The organism is Pseudomonas sp. P105, assembly GCF_032614175.1.
GTDB classification, from domain to species: Bacteria; Pseudomonadota; Gammaproteobacteria; order Pseudomonadales; family Pseudomonadaceae; genus Aquipseudomonas; species Aquipseudomonas rhizophila.
The window spans coordinates 5314965-5331310 of sequence record NZ_CP126693.1; the positions used below are offsets into that span (position 1 = coordinate 5314965).

12 protein-coding genes are annotated in these 16346 nt (G+C 60.7%); 2 read left to right on the forward strand and 10 right to left on the reverse strand.

Features of this window, described 5'->3' with window-relative positions; translation table 11 throughout:
• Positions 1–90: 90 nt before the first annotated feature.
• The 9 genes from QOM08_RS23890 to QOM08_RS23930 all read right to left on the reverse strand — a co-directional run bounded on the left by QOM08_RS23890 (position 91) and on the right by QOM08_RS23930 (position 11863).
• On the reverse strand, positions 91–1032 hold the full coding sequence (locus QOM08_RS23890) for an AEC family transporter (protein WP_047228686.1): 942 nt from the start codon (positions 1030–1032) through the stop codon (positions 91–93).
• Positions 1033–1291: 259 nt separating this feature from the next.
• Complete coding sequence (garD, locus tag QOM08_RS23895; protein ID WP_188250977.1) at positions 1292–2845, reverse strand: galactarate dehydratase; 1554 nt, start codon at positions 2843–2845, stop codon at positions 1292–1294.
• A 13-nt stretch (positions 2846–2858) separates the two neighbouring features.
• Positions 2859–4223 (reverse strand): MFS transporter, encoded by a 1365-nt coding sequence (locus QOM08_RS23900; protein WP_047228688.1) that lies wholly within the window; start codon positions 4221–4223, stop codon positions 2859–2861.
• Positions 4224–4308: 85 nt separating this feature from the next.
• Positions 4309–5754 (reverse strand): aldehyde dehydrogenase family protein, encoded by a 1446-nt coding sequence (locus QOM08_RS23905; RefSeq protein WP_047228689.1) that lies wholly within the window; start codon positions 5752–5754, stop codon positions 4309–4311.
• 129 nt (positions 5755–5883) lie between these two features.
• On the reverse strand, positions 5884–6795 hold the full coding sequence (gene kdgD, locus QOM08_RS23910) for a 5-dehydro-4-deoxyglucarate dehydratase (protein ID WP_047229014.1): 912 nt from the start codon (positions 6793–6795) through the stop codon (positions 5884–5886).
• A 428-nt stretch (positions 6796–7223) separates the two neighbouring features.
• Positions 7224–7970 (reverse strand): FadR/GntR family transcriptional regulator, encoded by a 747-nt coding sequence (locus QOM08_RS23915; protein ID WP_139049140.1) that lies wholly within the window; start codon positions 7968–7970, stop codon positions 7224–7226.
• Between the two features lie 256 nt (positions 7971–8226).
• Positions 8227–9954: an ABC transporter ATP-binding protein/permease gene (locus QOM08_RS23920; protein WP_139049139.1), complete on the reverse strand. Its 1728-nt coding sequence runs from the start codon at positions 9952–9954 to the stop codon at positions 8227–8229.
• Between the two features lie 93 nt (positions 9955–10047).
• Entirely contained in the window at positions 10048–10608 is a 561-nt protein-coding gene (locus tag QOM08_RS23925) for a response regulator transcription factor (protein ID WP_047229017.1), read from the reverse strand.
• On the reverse strand, positions 10601–11863 hold the full coding sequence (locus QOM08_RS23930; RefSeq protein WP_047229018.1) for an ATP-binding protein: 1263 nt from the start codon (positions 11861–11863) through the stop codon (positions 10601–10603). Before QOM08_RS23930 ends, QOM08_RS23925 begins: the two co-directional genes overlap by 8 nt.
• A gap of 366 nt (positions 11864–12229) precedes the next feature.
• On the opposite strand from QOM08_RS23930, the gene QOM08_RS23935 reads away from it, so the two are divergent.
• A complete protein-coding gene (locus QOM08_RS23935) occupies positions 12230–12946 on the forward strand; it encodes an SIMPL domain-containing protein (protein ID WP_047229019.1) in 717 nt (238 codons plus the stop codon).
• Positions 12947–13094: 148 nt separating this feature from the next.
• Here the strand turns inward: QOM08_RS23935 and QOM08_RS23940 are convergent, their stop codons facing one another.
• Positions 13095–13478: a DUF6124 family protein gene (locus QOM08_RS23940; protein WP_316912217.1), complete on the reverse strand. Its 384-nt coding sequence runs from the start codon at positions 13476–13478 to the stop codon at positions 13095–13097.
• A gap of 983 nt (positions 13479–14461) precedes the next feature.
• On the opposite strand from QOM08_RS23940, the gene QOM08_RS23945 reads away from it, so the two are divergent.
• Positions 14462–16087, forward strand: coding sequence for an ABC transporter substrate-binding protein (locus QOM08_RS23945; protein WP_316912218.1), 1626 nt, complete (start codon positions 14462–14464; stop codon positions 16085–16087).
• Positions 16088–16346: the final 259 nt, after the last annotated feature.

Consider the following 16346-nt stretch of genomic DNA (forward strand, 5'->3'; position numbering starts at 1 on the left):
CAGGCGGACTGGAAACTTGTGTACACCGCCCATCTAATGTGGGAGCGAACCTGCTCGCGATGGGCCCTCAAGAACACCACAACCCAGAACCTAGATCCACCCACCCCACTGCAGCACAAAAATCCCCAAGTTGGTGGTAATTGCCGCCATCAACGTGGTGATGACGATGATCGCCGCGGCCAGTTCATGGTTGCCATCGGCCGCGCGGGCCATGACGTAACTGGCGGCGGCGGTGGGGCTGCCAAAGTACAGGAACAGAATTCCCAGCTCCGCCCCACGAAAACCCCAGAGCCAGGCGCCGAGGGTGGCCAGCAGGGGCAGGCCGATCATTTTCACCAGACTCGAACTCAGGGCCATCTTGCCGCTTTTGCGCAGCGCCGCCAGCGACAGCGTGCCGCCGATGCAGATCAACGCCAGGGGCAAGGTCATCTGGGCAAGGTATTTGGCCGAGGTTTCGAACCAGTTCGGCAGGCCTATCTGCCAATAGGCCAACGGCGCGGCTACGACCACACTGATGATCAGCGGGTTGCTGACCACGCTTTTGCAGATGCTCCAGGGGTCGGACTTGATCACTGGGCTGTAGACCGCCAGCACGATGGTCGACAGGGTGTTGTAGAACAGGATCACCAGGGCCGCGAGTATCGACCCCAGGGAAATCCCGTAGTCGCCATACATGCTCGCCGCCAGTGCCAGGCCGATCACGCCGTTATTGCCGCGAAAGGCGCCCTGGGTATAGATGCCACGGTCCTCACGCGGGCAACGCCAGATCGCCCAGCCCCAGGCCACGGCAAAGCACACCAGGGTGGCAATGGAGAAATAGATCAACAGGTCCGGCTGCAATGCCGCGTGGAGATCGGCATGCAGGATGCCGAGGAACAACAGCGCCGGCATGGTGACGTTGAACACCAGGGACGAGGCCATGTGGATGAAGTTGTCGTTGATCCAATAGATGCGCTTGAGCAACGTCCCCAGAAACAACATGGCAAACACCGGCGCGGTGATGTTCAGGGTTTCGAGGAAAATTGCCAGCATGCCGGGGACCTTGAGAAGGGTGTCGTTAGGTGGCTAATGATAGCCACTAACGACACTGGCGTCTGGTAGACCGCTATCGCGAGCAGGCTCGCTCCCACATTTGTTCCTGGGTGAACACAAAATCCATATTCACCACAAACCCCTGTGGGAGCGAGCTTGCTCGCGATAGCGGTGTGTCAGCTTGCATAAATGCTGAATGTACCGCCGTCATCGCGAGCAAGCTCGCTCCCACACTGGATCTCCAGCGATCACGAAATCATCAAGTAATCGGCGCCGGGTTGAACAAGGTGATGTCGTTGTACAGCTTGTGCCGCTCGGCCCAGGTCTGTTTCTTGCCGCTGGCCACGTCCAGGTAGTAATGGAACAGTTCCCAGCCCAGTTCCTCGATGGAGGCGCGCCCGGTGGCGATCCGGCCGGCGTCGATGTCGATCAGGTCCGGCCAGCGCTGGGCCAGTTCGGTGCGGGTCGAGACCTTTACGACCGGCGCCATGGCCAAGCCGTACGGCGTGCCACGGCCGGTGGTGAAGACATGCAGGTTCATCCCCGCCGCCAGTTGCAAGGTGCCGCAGACAAAATCACTGGCCGGTGTCGCGCAGAAGATCAGGCCCTTTTGCTTAAAGCGCTCGCCCGGACCCAGAACGCCGTTGATTGCACTGCTGCCGGACTTGACGATCGAGCCCAGGGATTTTTCGACGATGTTCGACAGCCCGCCCTTCTTGTTGCCCGGCGTGGTGTTGGCACTGCGATCGGCCTCGCCCTTGGCCAGGTAACGGTCGTACCAGTCCATCTCGCGTACCAGCTCCTGGGCGACTTCCCGGGTTTGCGCCCGGGAGGTCAGCAGGTAGATCGCATCGCGCACTTCGGTGACTTCGGAAAACATCACCGTCGCCCCGGCCCGCAGCAGCAGGTCCGAGGCATAGCCCAGGGCCGGGTTGGCGGTGATGCCGGAAAACGCATCGCTGCCGCCGCACTGCATGCCCAGGATCAGCTCCGAGGCCGGCACGGTTTCGCGGCGGCGCAGATCGAGCTTCTTCAGCCGGGTTTCGGCCAGTTCCATGATCTGCTCGATCATTTCGGTGAAACCGTGACTGGAATCCTGCAAGCGATACAGCCATGGCTCGCTGAGGTCCACCGAGCTGTCGTTCTCATGCATCACCTGCCCGGCCTGCAATTTCTCGCAGCCCAGGCTGATCACCAGCGCTTCGCCACCCAGGTTCGGGTTGCGTGCCAGATTGCGCACGGTGCGGATCGGGATGTACGCGTCGGTGGCGGTGATCGCCACACCGCAGCCGTAGCTGTGAGTCAGCGCCACCACGTCATCGACGTTCGGGTACTTGGGCAGCAATTCGTCCTTGATGCGCTTGACCGCATGGTCCAGCACCCCGGTCACGCACTGCACCGTGGTGGTTATGCCCAGGATGTTGCGCGTGCCCACGGTACCGTCGGCGTTGCGATAGCCTTCGAAGGTGTAACCTTGCAACGGCGCATCGGCCGCCGGCACGTCGGTGGACAGCGGCAGGCTGTCCAGCGGCGGTGCGGTGGGCATGCGCAGTTGGTCTTCCTTGACCCAACTGCCACGGGGGATCGGTTGCAATGCGTAGCCAATGACCTGGCCGTAGCGAATCACCTCGCCGCCCTCGGGAATATCTTCCAGGGTTACCTTGTGGCTCTGCGGTACAAAGTCCACGGTGACCAGGCCATCCGGGAACTCAGTCCCGGCTGGCACGCCCTGGTCGTTCACCACAATGACCACGTTGTCCCGCTCATTCAGGCGGATGTAACGGGGCGAATCGGCATGTTCAATCAGTTGCATCGACATCGCTCCTTCAGGATTTCGCTTCAGACAGGCTGGAAAGTTGATCATCCCGGGCCGCGGGCTCTTTGAGCACGACACGCTTGATCGGCCCGACGATCACCAGGTAACTGAACACCGCCATCAGCGCGTTGCAGCCCACGAACACCAGCGCCCATTTGAACGAACCGGTGGAGCTGATGATGTAGCCGATGACGATCGGCGTGGTGATCGATGCCAGGTTGCCGAAGGTGTTGAACAGGCCGCCACTCAGACCGGCGATCTGTTTTGGCGAAGTGTCGGACACCACGGCCCAACCCAGTGCGCCTACGCCTTTACCGAAGAAGGCCAAGGCCATGAAGCCCACCACCATCCATTCGATGTCCACGTAGTTGCACGCCACGATGCTGCTGGACACCAGCAGGCCGGCGATGATCGGCGCCTTGCGAGCGAAGGTCAGCGAGTGGCCCTTGCGCAGCAGGTAGTCGGAAATCACCCCGCCTAGCACGCCACCGATGAAGCCGCAGATCGCCGGCAAGGAGGCGATGAAACCAGCCTTGAGGATGGTCATGCCGCGTTCCTGCACCAGGTACACCGGGAACCAGGTCAGGAAGAAGTAGGTGATGCCGTTGATGCAGTATTGGCCCAGGTACACGCCGAGCATCATGCGGTTGGTCAGCAGTTGGCGGATGTAATCCCACTTCGGACCGTCGGTCTTCTTACCCCTGCCCTTGTCCTGGTCCATGTCGACCATCGCGCCGTTGGCGGCGATGTGATTGAACTCGGCCTCATTGATCATCGGGTGCTGACGCGGGCTGTGGATAACCTTCAGCCAGACCAGCGAGAACACGATACCGACCACGCCCATCACGATGAACACGTGCTGCCAGCCAAAGCGGTAGACGATCCAACCCATCAGCGGCGCAAACAACACCGTGGCGAAATACTGGGCGGAGTTGAAAATCGCCGAAGCGGTGCCGCGTTCAGCGGTGGGGAACCAGGCCGCGACGATGCGGGCGTTACCCGGGAAGGAAGGCGCCTCGGCCAGCCCCACCAGAAAACGCAGCATGAACAGCGCCACCACGGCGGTGGAGACACCGAATTCACCGACATAGCCTTGCAGCACGGTGAACAGCGACCAGGTAAAAATGCTCAAGGCATAGATTTTTTTCGACCCGAACCGGTCAAGCAGCCAGCCGCCCGGGATCTGCCCGGCCACGTAGGCCCAGCCGAAGGCGGAGAAGATATAACCGAGGGTAACGGCATCGATGCCGAGGTCTTTCTGCAGGCTGGAGCCGGCGATAGCGATGGTTGCGCGGTCGGCATAGTTGATCGTTGTCACCAGAAACAGCATGAGCAGGATCAAATAGCGGACGCGAGTCGGCTTGGTTTCTTGCATTTAAATCTACTTCCACTATTTATTTTTATACGGGAAATCTGGTTGTACGGCCGGGCGGGTTGTCCCGCTCCGGCCGGTGTCGCAATTACGATCCGATGTAAGAAGTTTTCACCACGGTGTAGAACTCTTGCGCATAGCGACCTTGCTCGCGCGAGCCATAGGACGAACCTTTGCGGCCGCCGAACGGTACATGGTAATCCACGCCGGCGGTCGGCAGATTGACCATCACCATGCCCGCCTGGGAATGACGCTTGAAGTGGTTGGCATATTTGAGCGAGGTGGTGGCGATACCGGCGGACAGCCCGAACTCGGTGTCGTTGGCCATCGCCAGCGCCGCTTCATAATCGGCCACACGCACGACGTTGGCCACCGGGCCAAAGATTTCTTCGCGGCTGATGCGCATCGAGGCTTCGCTGTCGGCAAACAGTGTCGGTGCCAGGAAATAACCTTCGGTGTCGCACGTCACCAGGCCGCCACCGCTGACCAGCCGCGCACCTTCGCTCTGGCCGATGTCGATGTACTTCAAGTCCTGGTTGAGCTGGGCTTCGGAAACCACCGGCCCGATATCGGTGCCGGCCTTCAAGGCATGACCGACCTTGATCGACTGCATGCGCTCGGCCATGGCAGCGACGAACTTGTCGTGGATGCCGGCGGTCACGATCAGGCGGCTCGAAGCCGTGCAACGCTGGCCGGTGGAGTAGAACGCGCTCTGCACCGCCAGTTCGACAGCCTGTTTGAGATCGGCGTCGTCGAGGATGACCTGCGGGTTCTTGCCGCCCATCTCCAGTTGCACCTTGGCCTGGCGCGCCACGCAATTGACCGCGATCTGCCGCCCCACGCCCACGGAACCGGTGAAGCTGATACCGTCGACCTTCGGGCTGTTGACCAGGACTTCACCGACCACACGGCCGCTGCCCATCACCAGGTTGAACACACCGGCCGGGAAACCGGCGCGGGAAATGATGTCCGCCAGGGCCCAGGCACAACCTGGCACCAATTCGGCGGGTTTGATCACCACACAGTTGCCGTAGGCCAGCGCCGGGGCGATCTTCCAGGCAGGGATCGCGATCGGGAAGTTCCACGGCGTGATCAAACCGACCACACCCAACGCTTCACGGGTGACTTCGACGTTGACGCCCGGGCGCACCGACGGCAGGTAATCGCCCGACAGGCGCAGGCACTCGCCAGCGAAAAACTTGAAAATGTTGCCGGCGCGGGTCACTTCGCCAATGGCTTCGGGCAGGGTCTTGCCCTCCTCCCGGGCCAACAGTTGGCCGAGTTCTTCGCGACGGGCGAGGATCTCGCTGCCGACTTTGTCCAGCGCATCGTGACGGGCCTGGATGCCCGAGGTCGACCAGGCCGGGAACGCGGCGCGGGCGGCTTCGATGGCGGCATTGACTTGAGCTGCATCAGCCTTGGCGTATTCACCAATGACATCGGACAAATCAGACGGGTTGATGTTGGTGCAATAGTCGGCACCGGCCACCCACTGACCGTTGATGTAGTTATCGAAACGCTTTGAATCTGCCACGGAGCTACTCCTTCTACAATAGCTGTCTAGGAACGCAGAGCGTCCCTGGCTGCGTGCCCACGCGGAGCGTGGGAACGATCAAGCCTTACGCAAAAAGCCGCTGATTGCTCAGCGGCTTTGTCGGGTCTGTTACTGCTTGCCTTGCTTGTCGATCAGCGCGGCCAGGGCTTCGTATTCTTCCGGCAGCAGGTCGGTCAGCGGCGTACGCACAGGACCTGCGTCGTAGCCGACGATCTTCGCACCAGCCTTGACGATGCTCACGGCATAACCGGCCTTGCGGTTACGAATGTCCAGGTAAGGCAGGAAGAAGTCGTCGATGATCTTGCCAACGGTCGCGTGATCTTCACGGGAAATGGCGTGGTAGAAATCCATCGCGGTTTTCGGAATGAAGTTGAACACCGCCGAGGAGTAGACCGGCACGCCCAGGGCCTTGTAGGCCGCGGCATAGACTTCTGCGGTCGGCAGGCCGCCCAGGTAGCTGAAACGATCGCCAAGACGACGGCGGATCGACACCATCAGTTCGATATCGCCCAGGCCATCCTTATAGCCGATCAGGTTCGGGCAGCGCTCGGCCAGTTGCTCCAAGTGCGTGGCGTTCAGGCGGCAGACGTTGCGGTTGTAAACCACCACGCCGATCTTCACCGATTTGCACACGGCTTCAACGTGGGCGGCTACGCCGTCCTGGCTGGCTTCAGTCAGGTAGTGCGGCAGCAGCAACAGGCCCTTGGCGCCCAGACGCTCGGCTTCCTGAGCGTACTCGATGGCCTGGCGGGTAGCACCGCCGACACCGGCGAGGATTGGCACGCTGGTGGCGCAGGTATCAACAGCTGTCTTGATGACTTGCGAATACTCGCTGGCGGCCAGGGAGAAAAACTCACCAGTGCCGCCCGCTGCGAAAAGTGCCGAGGCGCCATACGGGGCCAGCCACTCGAGGCGCTTGACGTAGCTGTCGCGATTGAAATCGCCTTGAGCAGTGAAATCGGTGACCGGGAAAGACAGCAGGCCAGACGAGAGGATGGACTTCAGTTCTTGTGGATTCATTATTCGAACACCCTGGACGCAAATGTTGTGTTGTAGGAAACGGTTCAGCTTCAAGAGAAGTTGTAAGTCATCGTACAACTTAAAATACGAACGTCAACTGCATTTCGTCTTTTGTCGGGGGTCAGGTGCGCGGAGTTTGGCGAAAAGCCTTTGAGATCGGGCCTTTGAGGTTTGCTGGCAAACTGAGGAATCTTGCCCTGCGAGGCAGCGGACCGCTCTTCAAGTTGCGGATTAAGGTGTAGGGCTTATTGCACTCGAACCAAACACGGGACCGCTGTGGCGAGGGAGCTTGCTCCCGTTCGACTGCGAAGCAGTCGCCAACCTGTTGAACGGCGATCGACCGAAAGAGCTGAGGGGCCGCTTCGCAGCCCAGCGGGAGCAAGCTCCCTCGCCACGACAGCATCCTTGCCAGCAGAGCAGTGAGCGATTCAGCCCTGCGCTTGCGCCTCTTCATGAGCCTGGCGCAGCCGTTCGCGGCTGTTGGTCAGGTGCAAGCGCATGGCCGCACGGGCCGCGTCGGAGTCCTGGCGGGCGATGGCTTCGTAGATTTCCTCGTGCTCACGGCTCAGGCGATCCATGTAGTGCTGGTGGTCGTCGTGGGCCAGGCGCGCCGAATTCAACCGGGTGCGTGGGATGATGCTGGTGCCCAGGTGGGTCATGATGTCAGTGAAGTAGCGGTTGCCGGTGGACAGGGCGATTTCCAGGTGGAAGGCGAAGTCCGAGGCCACCGCGTCGCTGGCGTGAGCGGCGCTTTCGTTCAAGGCGTCGAGGGCGGCGCGCATCGTCGCCAACTGCTCGTCGCTACGACGCTGCGCCGCAAGCCCAGCGGACTCCACTTCCAAGCTGATGCGCAGCTCCAGGATCGCCAGCACGTCACGCAAGGTGACCACCGTCGCCGGGTCGATGCGAAAGCCGCTCGGGCTGGGCGTGTCCAGCACGAAGGTGCCGATGCCGTGGCGGGTTTCCACCTGGCCGGCAGCCTGCAAACGGGAAATCGCCTCGCGCACCACGGTGCGGCTGACGCCATGGGCTTCCATGATCGCCGACTCGGTGGGCAATTTATCGCCACGCTTGAGCAGACCGTCGCGAATCTGCTCGGTCAACACCGTCACCAGCTCCTGCGCCAGGCTGCGGCGCTTGCGGGGAAGGCGTGGTACGTCGATCGGTCTTTCCATGTGTCTGTGTCTCGGCAAGCGGCTGAATGCGCATCATGATAGCGCAACGTGGTTGTACGATCACCGTGCTCCCTGGCGGTCTTGGCAAAGTTTGCCGCCATGCACCGTTGTGGCGAGGGGATTTATCCCCGCTGGGCTGCGGAGCAGCCCTCTTGATCTACCAGCAGATCAATATCGTTGACCTTTGATTTTGAAGGGGCGCTTCGCACCCAACGGGGATAAATCCCCTCGCCACAACGGTGTTCGGCAATGACAATCAGGCGACTACAGCTTGCTCCACCAGTTGGCCATTTTCGATACGCACATGTCGCGGATGGAACCGTTTCAAACTGCTGCGATGGCCAACGCTGACAATGCTCAGCCCCGGCAACTGATCAATCAGCGCCTGGTACAGCGTCGCTTCATCTTCTTCGTCCATCGCCGACGTGGCTTCGTCCATATACAACCATTGTGGTGCGTAGAGCAATGCGCGGGCGAACGCCAGGCGTTGCTGCTCGCCGGGCGAGAGCATGCGCTGCCAGTGGTTGGCCTCGTCCAGTCGCGCCACCAGATGCGGCAGGCGACAGGTTTCCAGCACTTGGGCATAACGCTCTGGCGGGTACGTGTCGCCCGGTTGTGGATAACTCAGCGCTTCGCGCAGGGTGCCAATGGGCAGATAGGGTTTTTGCGGCAGGAACAGATAACGCGCCGCAGGCAACCGGATCGCGCCGTGGCCATCCGGCCACAAATGCCCCATTGCCCGGAACAGGGTGGATTTACCGCTGCCCGAACGCCCGCTGAGCATCACCCGTTCGCCCGGCTCGACGGTCATGTCGGTATGGCTGAGCAGATGGCGGCCATCGGCCAGGTCCAACCCCAGGTTTTGCACTTTCAATGCATGACCCTGGTTCTGCACATCGATGGCCGGCACGCGGTCTTCGTTGTCGCTCATGGCCTGGCGGAAGCTCAGCAGACGGTCACACGTGGCGCGCCACGCGGCGAGGTCGGTGTACGCGCTGATGAACCAACTGAAATTCTCCTGCACATTGCCGAACGCCGAGTTGATCTGCATAAGCTCGCCCAGCTGGATCTTGCCGGCGAAGTAGCGTGGCGCGGCGACGATGAACGGGAAGATGATTGCAATCTGGCCGTAGCCGGAGGTGAAGAAGGTCAGGCGCTTGGACACCCGCATGATGTCCCAGAAGTTATGCCAGACCAGACCAAAGCGGCCACTCAAGCGGCGGTTCTCGTTGGGTTCGCCGTTGTACAAGGCAATGCTCTCGGCGTTCTCACGCACCCGCACCATGGAAAAACGCAGGTCGGCTTCAAAGCGTTGCTGGTTGTTGTTCAGGCTGATCAAGCGACGGCCGATCAGGTGCGTCAGCCAACTGCCCACCGCCGCATACACCAGCGCACACCAGAACATGTAGCCGGGGATGGTGTAGCCAAACACCTGGATGCTGCCCGACACGCCCCACAAAATGATCGAGAACGACACCAGGCTGACCACGGTGCGCAGCAGCCCCAGGCCCAGCCCCAGGGTGTTGCTGGTAAAACTGTTGAGGTCTTCGGAGATCCGCTGGTCCGGGTTATCGGTGTAACCGCCCTGCTCCAGTCGGTAGTAATTCTTGTCATTGAGCCAACGGGCGAAGTGTTTCTCCGTGAGCCAGGCCCGCCAGCGGATGGTGAGCATCTGCGTGAGGTACAAGCGATACACCGCGCCCAGGATCGCCACCGCGGCGATGCCGCAGAAATACAGGATCAACCGCCAGAACGCGACGCTGTCCTTCTCCTGCAAGGCGTTATAGAAATCCTTGTACCAACTGTTGATCCACACCGAAATCGCCACGCTGAACAGCGACAGCACGATGACGGCAATCAACAGCGTCCAGGCCTTGCCCTTCTCCTCACTGCGCCAGTACGGCGTGGTCATTTGCCAGACACGGCGGAAAAACTGCCCGCGCACCGCATCATTGACCGCGGAATATTCAGCGTTCTGATTCATGGTTAAGGCTCTGTAAAGAAAAAAAACTCGGGCCGATCATAGAACAACGGCCCGATTTGCCGCGAGGGTGGACAACATCTGTTCAGCGCAGGTTCAGCGACGCACGGGGCGCTTCTGCAATTTGCGCTGCAAGGTGCGCCGGTGCATGCCCAGGGCGCGGGCAGTGGCGGAAATGTTGCCTTCGTGCTCGGTCAGCACCCGCTGGATGTGCTCCCATTGCAGGCGGTCCACCGACATGGGGTTTTCCGGCACCAGGGTGTCCAGATCGGCGTGTTCGGACAACAGGGCCGCCAGCACATCATCGGCGTCGGCCGGTTTGCACAGGTAATTGCAGGCGCCACGCTTGATCGCCTCCACCGCGGTGGCGATGCTCGAGTAACCGGTGAGGATCACCACGCGCATTTCCGGGTCCAGCTCCAGCAGTTTGGGCAACAGCACCAGGCCCGAGTCGCCGTCCATTTTCAAATCCAGCGCGGCGTAGTCCGGCAGGTCGGCCTGGGCGATGCTCAAGCCCTCCTCGGCGGAACCTGCGGTGCTCACGCGAAAGCCCCGACGGGACATGGCCCGGGCCATGACGCGGGTGAAGGTGGCGTCGTCGTCCACCAGCAACAGATGCGGCAGTTCTTCGCCGTCGACTTGGATCTCGTCACTCATGTTCGTCTCCTCGGTCGGCATGGGGCAGGCGCAGCTCGGTGAGCGTGCCGCCCTCCTCATGGGGGTAGAGTTTCACCGAGCCGCCGGCGCGTGTCACGCTGGCCTTGCTCAAAAACAGGCCCAGGCCGAAACCTTTGCCCTTGGTGGTGTAGAACGGCTTGCCGATTTGCTCGGCAATCGCCAGCGGCACACCGGCGCCGTGGTCGCGGATGCTGATGGTCAGCTCGTAGGCATTCCAGTCCAGCGCCACTTCCAGGCCTTCGGGGCAGGCGTCGGCGGCGTTGTTCAACAAGTTGAGCAACGCCTGGGTCAGGTCCGGCGGCGGCGCCATGCGCGGCACCGGTCCCTGGCCCAGCCGCTGGAAGCGATAACTGGCCTCCGGGCGCATCAGGTGCCAGCGATTCAGGGCCTCGTCGAGCCAGTCGGTGACGTCCTGCATGTCGATGGCCAGCCGGCGGTTGGCCTCGGCAGCACGCACCAGGTACTGCAGGGTTTCCTTGCAGAGCTGGACCTGATCCTGCAACACGCCGAGATCTTCCTGCAGCGCCGGGTCGTGGTGATCCTGGCGCATCTCCTTGAGCAGTACGCTCATGGTGGCCAACGGCGTGCCCAACTCATGGGCGGCACCCGCGGCCTGGGTCGCCACGGCCAGCAATTGCTCGTCCCGCAGGCCCTCTTCACGGCGAATGGCCCGCAGCTCTTCTTGACGACGCAACTCTTCGGCCATGCGCGCAGCAAAAAACGTAATGACCGCCGCCGCCAGGGCGAAACTCAGCCACATGCCGTAGATCTGCAGGTTTTCCCGGGCAATGGGGAAGGTTTCCAGCGGATAGAAGCGCGCCAGCAACAAGGTGTACAGCGCCAGGGCGATGCCGGACAGGATCAGCGAATACCGCCACGGCAACGTCACCGCGGCGATGGTCAGCGGCACCAGGTAATAGGACACGAAAGGGTTGGTGGAGCCGCCGGAGAAATACAGCAACGCGCTGTGGATAAACAGGTCGCAGGCCAGTTGCACGGCGTATTCCAGCTCAGTCACCGGCCACGAGGTGCGCAGGCGGATGGCGGTCAGCGCGCACAGTATCGAAGAGCAGGCCAGGGTGATCGCCAATTGCAGCCACGGCAGCGGCAGCAGTTCGAACCAATAGGCGAGCCCCACGGACCCGGCCTGGGCGGCCAGGACCAGAATGCGGATAAACGTCAGACGCCAGAGGTTCTGGCGAGAGGCGGAAGTCATTTGCAAAGGGGCGAGCATGAGCTCTCCTGATGAGCGCTCCAGGCGGATCGCACTGAGTATAACCAAGGCGCGACGTGCACAGGCAGCTATGCGGCAAAGCGCCACAGCCCCGAAATGACACACTAACCATTGTGGCGAGGGGATTTATCCCCGCTGGGGCGCGAAGCGGCCCTCAAAATAAGGTCGGGCACCACGCTGAGCTAGATCATGACAATTCTGGGACTGCTGCGCAGTCCAGCGGGGATAAATCCCCTCGCCACAAAAAGCCTCTCACCCGCAATCTGTATAGAAGTTGTAACTGTGCGAACCCGCCCATAAAAGCTAGAGTCTTACCGTTCACGCAGGCCCGGATCTCACCCCTGCGCCTCATCCCAAGGAGCTTTCATGCAAACGTTCAGTCGTCACGCCGCCCTGCTCGCCCTCAGCCTCGGCACCGTCGCCAGCCTGCCGGCCCTGGCCGCCGATGAGCTTCACTACAACCAGATTTCCCTGCGCGCCGAAGCCAGCCAGGAAGTCGCCCGCGACCTGATGATCGTCACCCTCTACACCGAGGAACAAAACACCGACCCGGCCAAACTCGCCGCGGCCGTCACCACCACGCTGAACAAAGCCATTGGCCAGGCCAAGCAGGTCAAGGACATCACCCTGCGCCAGGGCAGCCGCAACAGCTACCCGGTCTACGACAACAAAGGCCAGAAAATCACCGGCTGGCGCGAACGCGCTGAACTGCGCCTGGAAAGCGCCGACTTCGCGGCCCTGTCCAAACTCACTGGCGAGTTACTCACCGACCTGAAAATGGGCGGCATGGACTTCACCATCTCCACCGCCACCCGCCAGACCAGCGAAGACGCTCTGCTCAAGGACGCCGTCAACGCCTTCAAAGCCCGCGCCCAACTGGCCACCGAAGCCCTGGGTGGCAAGGGTTACAAAATCGTCAACCTGAACCTCAACAGCAACGGCTACCCACAGCCCTACATGCGCCCGCAGATGATGATGAAAGCGGCGTCCATGGATGCCGAGTCGGTGACGCCTGAAGTGGAAGCGGGCACCAGCAAAGTGAACATGACGGCGGATGGGGTGGTTGAGGTGTTGATGCAGTAACCCGCGTGATCGTTGCCGATCGTTCCCACGCTCCGCGTGGGAATGCCTCCACGGACGCTCCGCGTTCGGCTTTGGAAAGGGACGCAGAGCGTCCCGGGCTACATTCCCACGCGGAGCATGGGAACGATCAACTTCCGTGGCGAGGGGATCAAGGTGCCGGGCTGGCCGGCACTTCAAGCTGATCCAACGCCTTGTCCACCAGCAACTGACACAACTCCACCAACTGATGAATCCCCAGCGCCACACTTCGCCGCGTGCCCTCCACTTCAAAGGCCAGGTCCTCGGCCATGGCTTTTATCGAGGCCAGGGTTTCGGAGGTGCTGGTCAGCAGCGTGTCGGCGTCGGCTTCCGCTGTGACGGAAAACAGGCTGTCGATGCGCGGATCGGTGCTTGGCTCTGGTTTTTTTGGATTGAGGTAATGATTGAGTGCCCGCTCTGCGGCGGCTCGGTCTTTGAGTAGGTCTTCGATGGAGTCGAAGCCGGAAAGAGGGTTGGTTTTGTTGAAGGGTGGGTCGGGGACTGACTTATCCATATTCAATGCTCCTGCTTAAAAATTGGAGCCATCTCTGTGTCGTTTCCACGCGACAATAGGTGGCAGCGGTACGCGGGGTGGAAATACCGGTTAGCAGGACCCGGCCAGACCGAAGTCTGCCCACGCACAGCCGCCAAGACGCAGTTTGCAGACGAAACGAGACGTCGGCAACACGATGTTCAGCCATGCCCTACTAAATTCAGGTTTCCACACCCGGTCGCTGATTAGGCAGCGACGTTCAAAGGTTAGAGAGCCCACTTCCGAGCGGCAACCCTAAAAAACTGTGGGATGTTTCGGTTCGGGGCCGGTGATCCTTCCGACACAAATGAATGACTCGTGCCGCTTCGCTTCCTGACGCCGCCCCCCCCGTGGCGAGGGAGCTTGCTCCCGCTGGGGCGCGAAGCGGCCCTAAAAACAGCGACGCCATTCATCTGACAAACCGAGGTGTCAGGTTTTGGGCTGCTACGCAGCCCAGCGGGAGCAAGCTCCCTCGCCACGGGTCTGGTGTTCGACGAAGCGTAGGCGTCGGTTGCCGGACCGCCCTCGCGAGCAGGCTCGCTCCCACCATTGGATCGGGGTACAACCGCAAGAAACAGGCCGGCTAGCAGGCCGCCACGTCACCAACCCGAGCTAACCCAGTAGCGCGCAATACACACAAAGGCCGCGTCGATAAACACATAAAGACCCTTGGGTTGCACCCCTCTATCTCGCGGGTTTCATGGGGTGATACCTGCCCCAATGCGGTGCACAAATACCTTCGAGGCGCACAGGAATCGGGCGCGACTTGTATCAGAAACGGCCACGCAAACGATCAAATGCGTCAGAAGTTACACAGATGCGACATTAAGGTACGTTCGTGCCACTGTTTCAGGCCTGTTACCGCTCTGGATCTTGCATTGGGTATGGGGCCTGCATAAGTATCCGCAGGACGACTCACGAGGTCGCCCTCAAATCCAAAAATGACAACAAATCATGAGGCCAACATGCTTAAACACGCGGTCATTCCGTTTTTAGTCGGCGCAGGCTTGTTAGCCAGCGCACCTTTCGCCCAAGCGGCGACTAACCTGGTGTTCTGCTCCGAAGGGAGTCCGGCCGGTTTTGACCCTGGTCAGTACACCACCGGAACCGACTTCGACGCCTCTGCAGAAACCATGTTCAACCGCCTGACCCAGTTCGAACGCGGCGGCACCGCTGTGATTCCTGGCCTGGCGACCAAATGGGACATTTCCGAAGACGGCCTCACCTACACCTTCCACTTGCGTGAAGGCGTCAAGTTCCACACCACCCCGTATTTCAAGCCGACTCGTGAATTCAACGCCGACGACGTGCTGTTCACCTTCAATCGCATGATCAGCAAGGATGACCCGTTCCGTAAGGCCTACCCGACCGAATTCCCGTACTTCACCGACATGGGGATGGACACCAACATCACCAAGATCGATAAAGTCGACGACCACACCGTCAAGTTCACCCTCAAGGATGTTGACGCCGCGTTCATCCAGAACATGGCCATGAGCTTCGCCTCGATCCAGTCCGCCGAGTACGCTGCCCAGCTGCTCAAGGAAGGCAAGGCCCCCGACATCAACCAGAAACCGGTCGGCACCGGCCCGTTCGTGTTCAAGAGCTACCAGAAAGACTCCAACATCCGCTACACCGGGAACAAGGACTACTGGAAGCCTGAAGACGTGAAGATCGACAACCTGATCTTCGCCATCACCACCGACCCATCGGTACGCATCCAGAAGCTGAAGAAGAACGAGTGCCAGATCACCCTCTTCCCACGCCCCGCCGATCTCAAGGCGCTGAAGGAAGACAAGGCACTGAAGATGCCTGACCAGGCGGGTTTCAACCTGGGCTACATCGCTTACAACGTGATGGACAAGATCAAGGGCAGCAACGAGCCGAACATTCTGGCCGACCTGAAAGTTCGCCAGGCGCTGGACATGGCGGTCAACAAGCCACAGATCATCGATTCGGTCTACCAGGGCGCTGGTCAACTGGCGGTCAACGCCATGCCGCCGACCCAATGGTCCTACGACACCACCATCAAGGACGCCAAGTACGACCCTGAGAAAGCCAAGACGCTGCTCAAGGAAGCCGGCGTCAAGGAAGGCACCAACATCACCCTGTGGGCGATGCCGGTGCAGCGTCCGTACAACCCGAACGCCAAGCTGATGGCTGAAATGCTGCAGTCCGACTGGAAGAAGATCGGCCTGAACGTCAACATCGTCAGCTATGAGTGGGGCGAGTACATCAAGCGCTCCAAGGGCGGCGAGAACCAGGCCATGATCATTGGCTGGAGCGGTGACAACGGTGACCCGGACAACTGGCTCAACGTGCTGTTCGGCTGCGACTCGCTGGCCGGTAACAACTTCTCCAAATGGTGCGACAAGAAGTTCGACGACCTCGTCAAGCAGGCCAAGCGCACGACCGACCAGGCCAAGCGCACCGAACTGTACAAACAGGCGCAACACGTCCTCAAGGACGCTGTGCCGATGACACCTATCGCTCACTCGACGGTGTATCAACCCATGCGCGCCAATGTGCAGGACTTCAAGATCAGCCCGTTTGGCTTGAACTCCTTCTACGGCGTCAGCGTCAGCAAATAAAGTGACCTGTGGCGAGGGAGCTTGCTCCCGCTGGGCTGCGTAGCAGCCCCTTTTTAAGCGCGATGGCGGTGTACCAACAACGCCATCGCGAGCAGGGCTCGCTCCCACGGCATACCGTTGCTTTAGGCCAAGACTCAGGAAAACGCCTACATCCAAAAGCACTGCGTACCACAGCAGCTGGTTTAGGACGTATCGCCTTTTCCCACAAGTCTTTCAGGCGTTACGCATTTACTGCCTGGCCCGCGGCCCATACCGTCGG

Excerpts from the sequence above, each read along its gene's own strand:
- QOM08_RS23940 (WP_316912217.1), bottom strand. The coding sequence starts at position 13,478 with ATGGATAAGTCAGTCCCCGACCCACCCTTCAACAAAACCAACCCTCTT.
- QOM08_RS23930 (WP_047229018.1), bottom strand. The coding sequence starts at position 11,863 with ATGCTCGCCCCTTTGCAAATGACTTCCGCCTCTCGCCAGAACCTCTGG.
- QOM08_RS23915 (WP_139049140.1), bottom strand. The coding sequence starts at position 7,970 with ATGGAAAGACCGATCGACGTACCACGCCTTCCCCGCAAGCGCCGCAGC.
- QOM08_RS23945 (WP_316912218.1), top strand. The coding sequence starts at position 14,462 with ATGCTTAAACACGCGGTCATTCCGTTTTTAGTCGGCGCAGGCTTGTTA.
- kdgD (WP_047229014.1), bottom strand. The coding sequence starts at position 6,795 with ATGAATCCACAAGAACTGAAGTCCATCCTCTCGTCTGGCCTGCTGTCT.
- QOM08_RS23920 (WP_139049139.1), bottom strand. The coding sequence starts at position 9,954 with ATGAATCAGAACGCTGAATATTCCGCGGTCAATGATGCGGTGCGCGGG.
- garD (WP_188250977.1), bottom strand. The coding sequence starts at position 2,845 with ATGCAACTGATTGAACATGCCGATTCGCCCCGTTACATCCGCCTGAAT.
- QOM08_RS23900 (WP_047228688.1), bottom strand. The coding sequence starts at position 4,223 with ATGCAAGAAACCAAGCCGACTCGCGTCCGCTATTTGATCCTGCTCATG.
- QOM08_RS23890 (WP_047228686.1), bottom strand. The coding sequence starts at position 1,032 with ATGCTGGCAATTTTCCTCGAAACCCTGAACATCACCGCGCCGGTGTTT.
- QOM08_RS23925 (WP_047229017.1), bottom strand. The coding sequence starts at position 10,608 with ATGAGTGACGAGATCCAAGTCGACGGCGAAGAACTGCCGCATCTGTTG.
- QOM08_RS23935 (WP_047229019.1), top strand. The coding sequence starts at position 12,230 with ATGCAAACGTTCAGTCGTCACGCCGCCCTGCTCGCCCTCAGCCTCGGC.